Source organism: Amycolatopsis suaedae, from assembly GCF_004214935.1.
Classification (GTDB): domain Bacteria; phylum Actinomycetota; class Actinomycetes; order Mycobacteriales; family Pseudonocardiaceae; genus Amycolatopsis; species Amycolatopsis suaedae.
In genome coordinates, this window is sequence record NZ_SFCC01000002.1 from 320253 (window position 1) to 334035 (window position 13783).

General features: G+C 71.3%; 13 protein-coding genes. 6 read left to right on the forward strand and 7 right to left on the reverse strand.

The features are described 5' to 3' along the window. The first annotated feature begins 42 nt into the window (after window positions 1–42). The gene (locus EWH70_RS04735; protein ID WP_130473985.1) at window positions 43–1377 is read left to right on the forward strand and encodes a DHA2 family efflux MFS transporter permease subunit; all 1335 of its coding nucleotides are present in this window, start codon (window positions 43–45) and stop codon (window positions 1375–1377) included. Here EWH70_RS04735 and EWH70_RS04740 read toward each other — a convergent pair. Continuing rightward, window positions 1364–3505, reverse strand: coding sequence for a molybdopterin-dependent oxidoreductase (locus EWH70_RS04740; protein WP_130473986.1), 2142 nt, complete (start codon window positions 3503–3505; stop codon window positions 1364–1366). The genes EWH70_RS04735 and EWH70_RS04740 overlap by 14 nt on opposite strands. A 61-nt stretch (window positions 3506–3566) precedes the next feature. On the opposite strand from EWH70_RS04740, the gene EWH70_RS04745 reads away from it, so the two are divergent. Then, entirely contained in the window at window positions 3567–4568 is a 1002-nt protein-coding gene (locus EWH70_RS04745; RefSeq protein ID WP_130473987.1) for a glycoside hydrolase family 76 protein, read from the forward strand. On the opposite strand, the gene EWH70_RS04750 is transcribed toward EWH70_RS04745, so the two are convergent. The 6 genes from EWH70_RS04750 to EWH70_RS04775 all read right to left on the reverse strand — a co-directional run bounded on the left by EWH70_RS04750 (window position 4552) and on the right by EWH70_RS04775 (window position 9863). Beyond that, complete coding sequence (locus EWH70_RS04750) at window positions 4552–5316, reverse strand: NPP1 family protein (protein ID WP_130473988.1); 765 nt, start codon at window positions 5314–5316, stop codon at window positions 4552–4554. The genes EWH70_RS04745 and EWH70_RS04750 overlap by 17 nt on opposite strands. Before the next feature lie 12 nt (window positions 5317–5328). After that, entirely contained in the window at window positions 5329–6189 is an 861-nt protein-coding gene (locus EWH70_RS04755; RefSeq protein WP_130473989.1) for a metal ABC transporter permease, read from the reverse strand. Beyond that, window positions 6186–6932 (reverse strand): metal ABC transporter ATP-binding protein, encoded by a 747-nt coding sequence (locus EWH70_RS04760; protein WP_130473990.1) that lies wholly within the window; start codon window positions 6930–6932, stop codon window positions 6186–6188. Before EWH70_RS04760 ends, EWH70_RS04755 begins: the two co-directional genes overlap by 4 nt. Beyond that, entirely contained in the window at window positions 6929–7840 is a 912-nt protein-coding gene (locus EWH70_RS04765; protein WP_130473991.1) for a metal ABC transporter substrate-binding protein, read from the reverse strand. Before EWH70_RS04765 ends, EWH70_RS04760 begins: the two co-directional genes overlap by 4 nt. Before the next feature lie 37 nt (window positions 7841–7877). Continuing rightward, a complete protein-coding gene (locus EWH70_RS04770; RefSeq protein ID WP_130473992.1) occupies window positions 7878–8747 on the reverse strand; it encodes a substrate-binding domain-containing protein in 870 nt (289 codons plus the stop codon). A gap of 90 nt (window positions 8748–8837) precedes the next feature. Then, a complete protein-coding gene (locus EWH70_RS04775; protein ID WP_130473993.1) occupies window positions 8838–9863 on the reverse strand; it encodes a LacI family DNA-binding transcriptional regulator in 1026 nt (341 codons plus the stop codon). Between the two features lie 335 nt (window positions 9864–10198). On the opposite strand from EWH70_RS04775, the gene EWH70_RS04780 reads away from it, so the two are divergent. Genes EWH70_RS04780 through EWH70_RS04795 form a run of 4 tightly spaced genes read left to right on the forward strand, consistent with a single transcriptional unit; the run spans window position 10199 to window position 13783 of the window. Continuing rightward, window positions 10199–11161, forward strand: a complete 963-nt coding sequence (locus EWH70_RS04780) for a substrate-binding domain-containing protein (RefSeq protein ID WP_240686796.1) — start codon at window positions 10199–10201, stop codon at window positions 11159–11161. Next, entirely contained in the window at window positions 11158–12141 is a 984-nt protein-coding gene (locus EWH70_RS04785; RefSeq protein WP_130473995.1) for an ABC transporter permease, read from the forward strand. The genes EWH70_RS04780 and EWH70_RS04785 overlap by 4 nt, the downstream gene beginning before the upstream one ends. Further along, entirely contained in the window at window positions 12138–12947 is an 810-nt protein-coding gene (locus tag EWH70_RS04790; protein ID WP_130473996.1) for an ATP-binding cassette domain-containing protein, read from the forward strand. Before EWH70_RS04785 ends, EWH70_RS04790 begins: the two co-directional genes overlap by 4 nt. Continuing rightward, entirely contained in the window at window positions 12944–13783 is an 840-nt protein-coding gene (locus EWH70_RS04795; protein WP_130473997.1) for a PfkB family carbohydrate kinase, read from the forward strand. The genes EWH70_RS04790 and EWH70_RS04795 overlap by 4 nt, the downstream gene beginning before the upstream one ends.

Here is a 13783-nt window from a genome sequence, read left to right on the forward strand (position 1 = left end):
GTCTAACAGTGTTAGGTAAGCCAACCGACGTTAGGGGGGACGATGCGGCTTACATTGCTCGTCGTCAGTACGGCCCAGCTACTGGTGGTCCTCGACGGCACGATCGTCAACATCGCCCTGCCGTCGGCGCAGGCCGCGCTCGGCATGACCGACGCGACCAGGCAGTGGGCGATCACCGCGTACGCGCTGGCGTTCGGCGGGCTGCTGCTGATCGGCGGCCGGATCAGCTCGGCGCTGGGCCACCGGCGGACGTTCATGGCCGGGCTGGCCGGATTCGCCGCCGCGTCCGCACTGGGCGGCGCCGCCGTCACGCCGGAGATGCTGTTCGCCGCGCGGGCACTGCAGGGCGTGTTCGCCGCGGCGCTGGCGCCGGCCGGGCTGTCACTGCTCACCACCACGTTCACCGAACCGCGAGAGCGCGGCAGGGCGTTCGGCGTGTTCGCCGCCGTCGGTGCCGCCGGGTCGGCGGTCGGGCTCGTCGCGGGCGGCTTGCTGACCGAGTTCCTCAGCTGGCGCTGGTGTCTCTACATCAACGTCCCGGTCGTGCTGCTGGCGTTGCTGCTGTCGACGTTCGTGCCACGTGACGAGCCCGTTCGCGGCGGACGGCTGGACGTCGCCGGCGCGTTGCTGTCCACGGCGGGCTTCGGCGCGCTCGTCTACGGCTTCGCCGAGGCGGAGTCGCTGGGCTGGACGGCGCCGCCGGTGCTCGGTCTGCTCGTGCTCGGCGTCCTGCTGCTGGTGGCGTTCGTCGCGGTCGAGCTACGGGTCACGAATCCCATGCTGCCCATGCGAATCCTGGCCGATCGCGCCCGCGGTGCCGCGTTCACGTCGATCACCCTGCTGTTCGTCTCGATGATGGGCTACTACCTGTTCCTGAGCTACTACGCGCAGACCGTGCTCGGGTACTCGCCGGTCGCCGCCGGGATGACGTTGATCATCCACGCGACGGCCGCGTTGCTGGCCGCGACGCTGCTCGCCGGACGGTTGCAGCACCGCGTCCCCGCCGTGGCGCTGGTCCTGCCGGGCCTGCTGGCCGCCGCGATCGGGACGTTCGTGCTCACCTTCGTCGGTCAGCAGACCGACGGTGTGTTCTGGCCGTACCTGGTGCCCTCGCTCCTGCTCACCGGCCTGGGGATGGGTTGCGTGCTGCCGCCGACGGCCAGCCTCGCCACGTCCGGAATGGAGCCGCGTGACATCGGTGCCGCTTCGGCCGCGTTCAACGCCGCACAGCAGCTCGGCGGCGCGCTCGGGGTCGCGTTGCTGAACACCGTCGCGGTGTCGACGGGCACCTACGGCGCGGCGCTGACCGTCGGCACCGTGGTCATCGTGCTGGCGGCGGCCGCCCAGGTGCCCCGGCGCCTAGTCAGGCGGGCGTGACCTCGACCGGGATGCCGTTGAGCACGGCAGTGCCGGACAGGGCGTCGAGCAGCGTCTCGTCGGTGACGAGGTTCGAGTTCACCCCCGGGTGCGCCGCCGCGATCCTGGTCGTGACGCCCTCGACCGCGTGTCCCCAGCCGTGCGGGATGCTCACCACGCCGGGCCGGATGGCGTCGGTGACCTCCACCGGCACCTCGATCTTGCCCACCCGCGAGCGGACCGTCGCCACTCCGCCCTCGGTGAGGCCGAGCCTGCAGGCGTCGGCCGGGTGCACCTGGACCGTGCACCGGTTCTTGCCGCGTACCAGCGCTTCCACGTTGTGCATCCACGAGTTGTTCGACGACAGCTGGCGCCGCCCGATCAGCACCAGCTGGTCGGACGGCCCGGTCAGCTCGGCGGCGAGCCGGGGGACGTCGGCGACGACGGCTTCGGGGGCCAGCTCGATCTTCCCGCTCGCCGTGCACAGCACGTCGGGGATGCGCGGGGTCAGCGGCCCCAGGTCGACGCCGTGCGGGGCGGCTTCCAGGTCGGCCAGGGTCAGGTCGTACGGCCCGGCCCGCAGCATCAGGTCGAGCAGCCGTTCCGGCCCGGTGCGCCCGGCCGCGACCGAGACGTCCAGGCCCGCCCGGCCCGCGATCCCGGCGGCGACGAAGTCGTCCAGCGCGGCGATGTCGGCGCCCGCGCCCTGGCCGGTGACGATCGCGGTGAGCCGCAGCAGCGTCTCCCACTCCTGCGGAAGGTCCGTCGGCAGCGCGGCAGGCGTCCAGTTCGCCACGTTGCGTACCGCGTTCTGGTACAGCGCCAGGTCGTAGTGCGGACGCTCCAGCGGCCCCGGCCCGGGCAGGATGACGTCGGCGTGGCGGGTGGTCTCGTTGCGGTAGACGTCCAGCGACACCATGAAGTCCAGCTCGCCGATGGCCGCGGTGAGCCGGTCGGAGTTCGGCGTGCTCAGGCACGGGTTGCCGGCGACGGTCACCAGCGCCCGCACCCGGCCCTCGCCCGGCGTGGTGATCTCCTCGGCCAGCGTCGCGGCGGGCAGTTCGCCGAACGCCTCGGGAAAGCCGCGCACCCGGCTGTGCCAGCGGCCCGTCCGGAACGGCTTGCGCCGTCCACCCGGTCCGGCCGCGGCGCGGGGGAACATCGCGCCACCGGGGGTGTCGAGGTTGCCGGTCAGGACGTTCAGCACGTCGACGAGCCAGCTCGCCACCGTGCCGAACGCCTGGGTGGTGGTGCCGATCCGGCCGTAGACGACGGCCTGCCCGGCGTCGGCGAGTTCCACCGCCATCCGGCGGATCTCGGCGGCGTCGATGCCGGTCACCGGCGCGACGGCCGCGGGACTGAACGGCCGGGCCAGCTCGCGGACCTCGTCGACCCCGGCGACGTGGCCGTCCAGCCTGCCCAGGCTCACCCGGTTCTCCGCGAACAACACGTGGACCAGCGCGAACAGCAGCAACGCGTCGGTGCCCGGACGGATGCTGTGGTGCTCGTCGGCGAACTCCGCGGTGCGGGTGCGCTTCGGGTCGACGACGACGAGCTTGCCGCCGCGGGCCCGTAGCGCACGCAGCCTGCCACGCATGTCCGGCGCGGTCATCAGGCTGCCGTTGGACACCAGCGGGTTCGCGCCGAGCATGAGCAGGTGCCCGGTGCGGTCAATGTCCGGCACCGGAATGGCCAGCGGATCACCGAAGAGGTACCCGACCGACACGTGCTTGGGCATCTGGTCGACGGTGCTGGCGGTGTAGAAGTTCTTGGTGCCCAACGCTTTGAAGAACACCCGGCCGTACAGCGTGGTGGCCAGGTTGTGCACGCTGGGGTTGCCCGCGTAGACGGCCACCGCGTCGCTGCCGTGTTCGGCGAGGATCGGGCGGAGGCCGGCCTCGACGGCGGCGAACGCCCCGTCCCAGGTCGCCTCGGCCAGTTCGCCGTCGCGGCGGACCAGTGGTGTGCGGAGCCGGTCGGGGTCGTGGTGCAGTCCGCCGATCGAGGCGCCCTTGGGGCAGATGAACCCGGCGGAGAACACGTCGGCGGCGTCGCCGCGCACACCGGTCACCCGGCCGCCGTCGATGCTGACGTCCAGGCCGCAGGTCGCTTCGCACAGGGGGCAGGTGACGTGGTGGGTGGTGGTCATCGGGCACCTCCGGCCCTGAACATACCGAGCGGTATGTCCAGGGGCAAGGCACGATGGTCGGGTGGACAGCGCACAGCGGGCGGACGCCGCGGAACGGGCGATCACCGAACGGCACCTGCGACGGTTGTGGGGAATTCCGGGCACGGTGCTCGGGCGCAGCGCGTGGCCGCCCCGCGCCGGCGACCGGGTGCACTGGCACTGGAACTACTGGTGGCAGGCACACCTGCTGGACTGCCTCGTCGACGCACAACTGCGCAGGCCCGATCCCGCGCGGGCACGGACGATCGAGCGGTTCGCGCGGACCATCCGGCTGCGTAACTTCGGCCGGTGGACCAACGACTTCTACGACGACATGGCCTGGCTGGGGCTGGCGTTGCACCGGGCGGGCCTGGAACCCGACGCGGTCGGCACGCTCGTCGACGACCTGCGGGGCGGCTGGACCGACGACGCGGGCGGCGGAATCTGGTGGCGAAAGGGCGACCGGTTCAAGAACGTGCCCGCCAACGGTCCGGCCGCGATCCTGCACGCACGCGTCGGTGAACGTGAGCATGCGGCCCGGCTGCTGGTCTGGATGGAGGAGCGGCTGGTCGATCCGGACAGCGGCATCGTCTGGGACGGCCTGCGGGTGGACACCGGCGAACTGGTGGCACTGGTCTACACCTACTGCCAGGGCGTCTTCCTCGGCGCCTGCCTCGAACTGTCCGAAGTGGACGCGGCGGTGCGGACCGTGCACGCGGTGGCCGACCGGTGCACCGTCGACGGCGTGCTGCGGGGTCAGGGCGGTGGCGACGGCGGGCTGTTCGCGGGGATCCTCGCGCGGTACCTGGCGCTGGCGGCCGTCGAGCTGCCTGGTGACGCCGCCGGCGTCGCCAGGCAGCTGGTGCTCGACAGCGCCGACGCGTGCTGGGAGGGCGCGTCGGAGGGGCCGCTGTTCAGTCCGGAGTGGACGGAGCCGTCGCCGGGGACACCGCCGCCCCCCGGCCACGTCGCCAGGGACCTCTCGGTCCAGCTCGGCGGCTGGATGCTCCTGGAGGCGGCGGCCTCGCTCAGCCGCGAGGATTGAACGGGATGCCCTCCGGCTTGGCCTTGGCGAGGTTGTCCTCGAAGGCGCCGTCCTTGATCGCGAGGCTGGCCTTGCCGTAGTCGGCGCCGGTCAGCCTGTCCCTGATGCCGTCCGGGAAGTTGTTCCAGCTCACCAGGGCCGGCCGCTGCCAGGTGCCGTGGTGGTTCTCCGGCTGCTCGTCCGCGCCGGCCAGCCGGAAGCAGTGGGTGCTCGCGCCGTCCTTGTGGTAGACGATCTTGGCGTGCGTGCCGTCCCAGGCCACCCTGTCCCGCGGATAGGTCGAGTACCCGCCGTGGCAGGAGACGGAGACGTGCCTGGCCTCGTCGTTGTTGACCCACACCACGACGTGCTCGATGTCGTGCCGGTGGCCGAACGCGTCGATGCCGGGGACGGCCTGGTCCTTCTCGAAGTACAGGTCGTAGAGATAGGCACACCAGCCGTTGTCGCACTTGGCGCGGGCGTAGGAGTTGGTGTTGCGTAGATCCGGCTCGTCCCGGCACTGCCCGTTGAGGGCGCCGGAGTTCTTGAGTCCCTCGGCGATCTTCCCGTCCCGGCCGATGGCCGGGGTCGGGTAACAGCCGTCGGTGTCGTAGTCGAACGACGGCTGCCACTTGCCGTCGGGTTCGGAAAAGCTGGCGTCGAGGGCAGCCGGGGGTTCCGCCCAGGCCACCGCGGGGACGAAGGCGGTCAGCAGCAGCGAGCTGAGCACCGCCCCCAGTACGACCTTGCTTCGCGCCCTGTCGACCACGGCAGGACACTATCAGCGAACTGCCCGGCGGCGGGCCAGCAGCCGGCGGGTGACCAGGCCGTGCCGTGGTCCGAACAGGTAAGCCAGCACGAAACCGCAGCCCTGCACGAGCACGATCATGCCGCCGGACGCGGTGTCCAGGTGGTAGCTCAGGTACAGGCCGGTCACCGCGGCGACCGCCGAGAAGGCCGGTGCGATCAGGAGCATGCGGCCGAACCGGTCGGTCAGCAGGTAGGCAGTCGCGCCGGGGATGATCAGCATCGCCACCACCAGGATGACCCCGACCACCTGCAGCGCCACGACCGACGTCAGCGCGAGCAGTCCCAGCAGCGCGGCGCCGAGCAGCCGGGGATTCAGTCCGATGGCGTGAGCGTGCGTGGGGTCGAAGGCGTAGAGCGTGAAGTCGCGCCGCTTGAGCACCAGCACGGCGAGGGTGAGCACGCCGAGCGTCACGATCTGGATCAGATCGGAGCCGTCGACGCCGAGCAGGTTGCCGAAGATGATGTGGTTGAGGTCGGTCTGGCTCGGTGTCACCGAGATCAGCACCAGGCCGAGCGCGAACAACGTGGTGAACACGATGCCGATCGCGGCGTCCTCCTTGACGCGGCTGGTGTCGCGGACGACGCCGATGAGCGCCACCGCGAGGAACCCGAACACGATGGCCCCCACCGCGAACGGGGCGCCGACGATGTAGGCGAGCACGACGCCGGGCAGCACGGCGTGGGAAACCGCGTCCCCCATGAGCGACCAGCCGATCAGCACCAGCCAGCAGGACAGCACCGCGCACACCACCGCGGCGACGAGCGTGGACGCCAGCGCCCTGAGCATGAAGTCGTAGCTGAGCGGCTCCAGCAGGAGTTCGTAGAGGCTCACGCGGACTCCTCGACGCGGCCCAGTACGTCCAGGCCGAAGGCGAGCGCGAGGTTCTCCGGCCGGAGCACGTCGTCGGGTGTGCCGTGGGCCAGGACCGTCCGCATCAGCAGGACCGCCTCGTCGGCGAGACCGGGCAGCGCGTGCAGGTCGTGCGTGGAGATCAGCACCGCGGCCCCGGCACCGGCGAGTTCCCGCAGCAGGCGGGTGATCGTGGCCTCGGAACGCTTGTCGACGCCGGCGAACGGCTCGTCCAGCAGCAGGATGTCCGCCTCCTGCGCGATCCCCCTGGCGACGAAGGCCCGTTTGCGCTGCCCGCCGGACAGCGCCCCGATCTGGCGGCCGGCGAGTTCGGTGAGCTCCACGCGTTCCAGCGCGTGGTCGACCGCCTCGTGGTCGGCGCGACGCGGGCGGCGGGTGAACCCGAGGTGCCCGTACCGCCCGGTCATCACCACGTCGCGTACGGACAGCGGGAACGCCCAGTCGACGGCCTCGCTCTGCGGGACGTAACCCAGCACGCCTGCCCGGCGGGCGCGGGCCGGACTTCCGCCGCGGATCCGCACGGTGCCGTGGTCCGGCCGGATCATGCCGGTGATGGTCTTGAACAGCGTGGACTTCCCCGAGCCGTTCATCCCGACCAGCCCGCACACCCGGCCGGCTTCCAAGGCCAGCGAGACGCTGTCGAGGGCGAGGACCTCGCCGTAGTGGACGGTCACGCCGGTGACCTGGATCGCGGGTTCGGTCATCGCGCCGCTCCGGTGAGCCCGGCGACGATGGTCCTCGCGTCGTGCCGGATCAGGTCGAGGTAGGTCGGCACGGGACCCTCCGGGCCGGACAGCGAGTCGACGTAGAGCACGCCGCCGAACGCCGCGCCGGTGGCGGAGACGACCTGCCGCATCGGCGCGTCGGACACGGTGGATTCACAGAACACGGCGGGAACCTTGTTCTGGTTGACGAACTCGATGGCACGGGTGATCTGCTGGGGTGTCGCCTGCTGCTCGGCGTTGACCGGCCAGATGTAGCGCTCGGCGAGACCGGCGTCGCGTGCCAGGTAGGAGAACGCGCCCTCGCAGGTGACCAGGGCACGCTCGTTCGACGGCAGCCGGTGCAGCGAGCCGGTCAGCTCGTCCTGCACCTGCTGGAGCTGCCGCTTGTAGTTCTCGCCGTTGGCGTGGAAGTCGGCCGCGTGGGCCTGGTCGAGCGAGCTGAACGCCCGGACCATGTTGTCGACGTAGATCCGCACGTTCATCGGGGACATCCAGGCGTGCGGGTTGGGCTTTCCGCGGTAGGCGTCCTCGGCGATGTCGATGGGCGCGACACCGTCGCTGACCACGACGTGTGGCGCGTCGACCTCGGAGACGAACTGGGCGAACCACGCCTCCAGGTTCAGCCCGTTGTCCAGGATCAGGTCCGCCTTGGTGGCCTTCTTGATGTCGTCGGGCGTCGGCTCGTAGCCGTGGATCTCGGCGCCGGCCTTGGTGATCGACTCCACCTGGAGCTTGTCGCCCGCGACGTTCGCGGCGATGTCGGCCAGGACGGTGAACGTCGTCAGCACCAGGGGCCGCTTCGCGCCCTCGGTGGCGGCACCGCCACCGCACGCGGTCAGCAGCGCCACGCAGGCGAGGGCGCAGACCGTCCTGATCGTTTTCGCCATGCCGAAAGTCTAGAGTTCGGTGCACCGAACTTCAAAGTCACCTGTGCCGTATCTGACAGCCGCAGGAGGCGCCGCGGACCAGTCGAGGCGGCAGGCGGACGGCCTCGGGGCGCCGGTCGGGCTCGGCGAGGCGGGTCAGCAGGGTGTGCACGGCGCGGGTGCCGATCTCCGCGAGCGGTTGCGCCATCGTGGTCACCGGCGGATCGACCGACCGTGCCCAGTCCGGGGCGCCGTAGCCGGCCAGCGCCACGTCGGCGCCGGGGCGCAGGCCGCGGCGGTGCAGCTCGAAGTGCGTGCCGATGAGCAGCGTCTCGTCGGCCACGACCAGGGCCGTCGCCGCCGCCTGGTCCAGTAGCCGTGCCGTCGCCTCGGCCGCGCCGGGATCGCCGCACGCCACCAGGTCCGGGTTCCACGCCAGTCCGGCGCGTCCCAGCCCGAGCCGGTAGCCCAGCGTCCGCTCGTCGTTGGTCGCCGAGCCCGGCGCGCCCGCCACCAGGCCGATGCGCTGGTGGCCGTGGTCGGCGAGGTGACGCACCAGCGCGCACATGGCCTGGATGCACTCGGTGCTGACCTGGTCGACGTCGTTGCGGCTGGCGGTCCGGTCCACCAGCACGGTCGGCACGCCGAGGCGGACCAGCCCGCTGATCACCGCGTCGTCCCCGGCCGACGGCGTCAGCAGCAACCCGTCCATCCCGCTGGCACGCAGCGAACGGACCACTCGCGTCTCCGTGGCCACCACGTTCTCGGTGTCGGCGAGCGTCACGGTGCAGCCCGCCTCGTCCGCGGCGGCCTCGATCGCCGCGATCAACGCCGTGGTGCGCGGACCGTCATGCAACGCCATCGCCACGCCCAACCGGTGGGTGAACGGGGCGCGAAGCAGGGGAAGATCTGACGACAGAGCGGTCATTTCTCGACTTTCGGGCGGTTCCAGCGGGAGGAACCTAACCCGGATGGTGTGTCATCCGGTCGTGCTCGGCCGAGGTCAGCCGCACAATCATCACTGTGGGTGAATACATCCACAGGACTCGCGGTGCCGCAGCGTCGGCGGCAGCCGCAACTGCTCCGGAGCACGTTCCGGCTCCCTGATCCGCGCGAGCAGCATCCGCACCGCGTGCGTGCCGATTTCCTCGATGGGCTGCGCCATCGTTGTCAGCGGCGGGTCGACGAGGTCGGCCCACTCCACGTCGTCGTAGACGACGACCGGAAGGTCGTGGCCGATCCGGATGCCGCGGGCCCGGGCCTCGTGCAGCACGCCGACCATCATGCTGTCGTTGGCGACGACCAGTGCCGTCGGCGGTTCGGGCAGCGACAGCAGTGCGCTCAGCGCCTCGGCCCCCTCGCGGCGCGCCGAGTGTCCACATGCGACAAGCCGGGGATTCCACGGGATTCCCGCCCTGCCGAGTCCCAGCCGGTAGCCCAGCGTCCGCTCGTCACTGGTGCTCAGCCCGGGCGCCCCGCTGATGAACCCGATGCGCCGGTGCCCGGCCGCGGCGAGGTGCTCGGTCAGCGCGGACGTCGACTGGATGTTCTCCGCGCCCACCTGGTCGACGTCGGTGCGGGTGGCCAGCCGGTCGACCAGCACGGTCGGCACGCCGACCGACACCAGCTCGCTCACCAGCGCGGCGTCACCTGGCGACGGGGTCAGCAGCATGCCCTCGACCCGGCGTGACCGCAGCGTCCGGATGGTCGCGCGTTCGGTGTCCACGTTGTCGTGGGTGTCCGCGAGCAGCACGGTGTACCCGGCCAGCGCGGCCTCCCGCTCGATGGCCTGGATGAGCATGGCGAAGTACGGGTTGGCCACCAGCGAGATCGCCACGCCGATCGACCGGGTGCCGCCGGTGACGAGCGAACGGGCGATGGCGTCGCCGGTGTACCCGGTGGTCTCGATGGCCTTGAGGACCGCCGCCCTGGTGTCGTCGGCGACCGCCCTGGTGCCGTTGACCACGTGCGACACGGTCGTGATCGAGACGCCTGCCAGCTCGGCGATGTCCCGCTGGGTGGGGCGGGCACGGCGAACGGACATTGTGCGACTCCCTGAACGACGCTGGCAAGCGTTTGCGCAAACGCTTGCGACGCAGCATAGCGCTGCCTACGGTGCCGGGCATCCATCCGATCCTCAGCGCGGAGGACGCCATGATCACATCCCGGGCGAGGACAGTGTCCCGCGTCGGAAATCCGCTGTGCGATTCGACGGGTCCAGCTTCCCGCTGGCGGCGTCGCCGGTCCGCCCAAGTACGGTCCAGTACGAGGACGAACCGGCGCCTTGCCAGCGGAAACCTGGACTCGCCGACTCGCGCACCGGACTTCCGACGCAGGACACTAGCGGGCCTCGCCACGCTGACCGCCGCGGCACTCGCGGTGAGCGGTTGCACGGTAGAACGCCATTGGGGCGGCAGCACGAACGCGGGCTCGGGCGGCAAGGCCAAGGTAGGCCTGGTCACCAAGACCGACACCAACCCGTACTTCGTCGAGCTGCGGGCCGCCGCCGCGGCCGCGGCGCAGGCCCAGGGCGTCGAGTTCAGTGCGCTCGCCGGGCAGTTCGACGGCGACAACGACGGCCAGGTCCGGGCCATCGAGAACCTCATGCAGCAGGGCGCGACGACCATCCTGATCACGCCGAGCTCGTCGACCGGCGTGCTGGACGCGATCGCCAGGGCCCGCCAGTCGGGGGTGCTGGTCATCGCACTGGACACGGCGACCGAACCCGCCGAGGCCGTCGACGCCACGTTCGCCACCGACAACTTCGCCGCGGGCAAGCAGCAGGGCGCCTACGTCAAGGCCGCGCTCGCCGGAGCCGCGCCGAAGCTGTTCATGGTCGACGGAACGGCGGGCAGCACGGTCGACACCCAGCGGCACACCGGTTTCCTCGCCGGCATCGGCCTCGCCGACGGCGCACCGGAGATCCGCGGCCGCACCCCGGCCGACGGCGACCAGAGCAAGGCCCAGCAGGGCGTCGAGAACCTGCTGCAGCGCACCACCGACATCAACGCCGTCTACACGATGAACGAGCCGATGGGCCGCGGCACCTACGCGGCACTCAACGGCCGCGGGCTCGCCGACCGGGCGGTCATCGGGTCGATCGACGGCGGCTGCGAGGGCGTGCGCAACGTGCGTGACGGCCAGTTCGACGTGACCGTCATGCAGTTCCCGCGCAAGATGGCCGAGCAGGGCGTGCAGGCGGCCGTCGAACACGCCCGCAGCGGCGCCAAGCCCAGCGGGTTCGTCAACACCGGCTCGGTCGTCATCACCGACAAGCCGATGCCGGGCATCGAGAGTCAGAACACCCAATGGGGCCTGCAGAACTGCTGGGGGACCAAATGAGCACGGCGACCCTGAACAACGACCGGCCGACCGTCGGCGAGTTCTTCCTGCGTGCCCCCGCCGTCGGCCCCGCGCTCGCGCTGGTGGTCGCCGTCGCGGTGTTCTCGCTGTCCACCGACACGTTCCTCAACCTGGACAACATGTCGCTGGTCGTCCAGCAGTCCCTGGTGATCGGCACGCTCGCGCTCGGGCAGACACTGATCATCCTCACCGCGGGCATCGACCTCGCCAACGCCGCGGCCATGGTGCTCGCGACGTTGATCATGGCGAAGCTGGTCGCCGGCGGGGTGGACGGGATCTTCGCGCTGCTGCTGGGAATCGCGGCGACCGTCGTGATCGGCGTGGTGGTCGGGTCGCTGGTGACGAAGGTGAAGCTGCCGCCGTTCATCGTGACGCTCGGCATGCTCACCATGCTGACCGCCGCGGGCAGGCTGTTCGCCGATGGTCAGGCCGTCCCGGTGGCCGACGAGCTGCTGAGCTGGCTGGGCACCCGGCGGTACCTGTTCGGTGGCATCGAGATCACCTACGGCATGACGCTGGCGCTGCTGATGTACCTCGGCATGTGGTACGCGCTGACCCGCACCGCGTGGGGCAAGCACGTCTACGCCGTCGGCAACGCGCCGGAGTCCGCGCGGCTGTCCGGGATCAAGGTCAACCGCACGGTGATCTCGGTGTACATCGTGGCCGGGGTGATCTTCGGGATCGCCGCGTGGCAGGCGCTGGGCCGGGTGCCCAACGCCGACCCGAACGCCTACCAGCTCGGCAACCTCGACTCGATCACCGCCGTGGTGCTCGGCGGGACCAGCCTGTTCGGTGGCCGCGGTTCGGTGCTGGGCACGATGATGGGCGCGTTGATCGTGGCCGTGCTGCGATCCGGGCTGACGCAGCTCGGCGTGGACGCGCTGTACCAGGACGTGGCGACCGGTGCGCTGGTGATCGCCGCGGTTGCCGTCGACCGGTTCGCGAGGAGGCAGCGATGACCGAGACAACACTCGCGGCCAGGGGACTGGTCAAGCGCTACGGCAGGGTCACCGCCATCGACGGGGCCGACTTCGACCTCTATCCCGGTGAGGTGCTCGCCGTCGTCGGCGACAACGGTGCCGGCAAGTCCAGCCTGATCAAGGCCCTGTCCGGCGCACTGGTGCCGGAGGCGGGCGAGATCACGGTGGACGGCAAGCCGGTGCACTTCCGCACGCCACTGGACGCGCGGCACTACGGCATCGAGACCGTCTACCAGGACCTCGCGCTGGCGCCCGCGCAGGACATCGCGTCGAACATGTTCCTGGGCAGGGAGAAGCGGCGCGGCGGTCTGCTCGGGCTGTTCCGCAAGCTCGACACCGCGACCATGCGCAGCGAGGCGCAGCGGGTGCTCGACGAGCTGGGCATCTCGGTCAAGTCGATCACGCAACCGGTGGAGACGCTGTCCGGTGGCCAGCGGCAGGGTGTCGCCGTGGCGAGGGCCGCCGCGTTCGGCACGAAGGCCGTCATCATGGACGAGCCGACGGCCGCGCTCGGTGTCGCCGAGTCCGGCAAGGTGCTGGCGCTCATCGACCGCATCCGCGAACGCGGGCTGCCGGTCGTGCTGATCAGCCACAACATGCCGCACGTCTTCGACATCGCCGACCGCATCCACGTGCACCGGCTCGGCAAGCGGGTCGCGGTGGTCTCGCCGAAGACGCACACGATGAACCAGGTGGTCGGCCTGATCACCGGCGCGCTGCGGATCGGCGAGAACGGTGCGGTCGAGGAGGTGGAGTCGGCGGTGCACACCGGGTTGTCGACGTGACCGTCCTGCTCGCCGGTCTGTCCACTGTGGACGTCGTGCAGCGGGTCGGGGAACTGCCGGAGCCGGGGCGGAAGGTCCAGTCGGCGACGGTGGCCGTGGCGGCGGGCGGGCCCGCCGCCAACGCGGCCGTCACCGTCGCCGCGCTCGGCGGCGACCCGCTGCTGCTCACCGTCCTCGGCAGGCACCCGCTGGCCGGGCTGGCCAGGGCCGACCTGGAGGCACACGGCGTGCGGGTGACCGACCTGCTGCCCGAGCACGAGGCGGCGCCCGCGTTGAGCGCCGTCGCCGTGCGCGAACGGGACGGTGAGCGCACGGTCGTGTCCCACAATGCCGCCGGCGTACCCCCGATCACCGCGCGGCTGCCGTCGCTGGAGGGCGTGCGGGTGGTGCTGCTCGACGGGCACCACCCCGAGCTGGCGATGGCCGTCGCCACGGCCGCGCGGGACCGCGGGATTCCGGTGATCCTGGACGCGGGCAGCTGGAAGCCGGTGTTCGACGACCTGCTGCCGCTGGTCGACGTCGCGGCGTGCTCCGCGCAGTTCCGGGTGCCCGGGCCGGGCCTTGCCGAACGTGGCGTGCCGGTGGTGGTCACCACGGCGGGGCCGGAACCGGTGCGCTGGCAGGAGGGCGGACGGTCGGGTGCCGTGGCCGTCCCGGCCGTCGAGGCAAGGGACACGCTCGGCGCGGGTGACGTGTGGCACGGCGCCTTCGCGTACGGCTACGGCAGGCCGCTGCCCGAGCTGATCGGGTTCGCCAACGAGGTGGCCGCCGAGCGCGTGCGGCACGCCGGACCGAGGACGTGGGTCGCGCGGGTGCGGGCCCGATGGGAGGAGTGA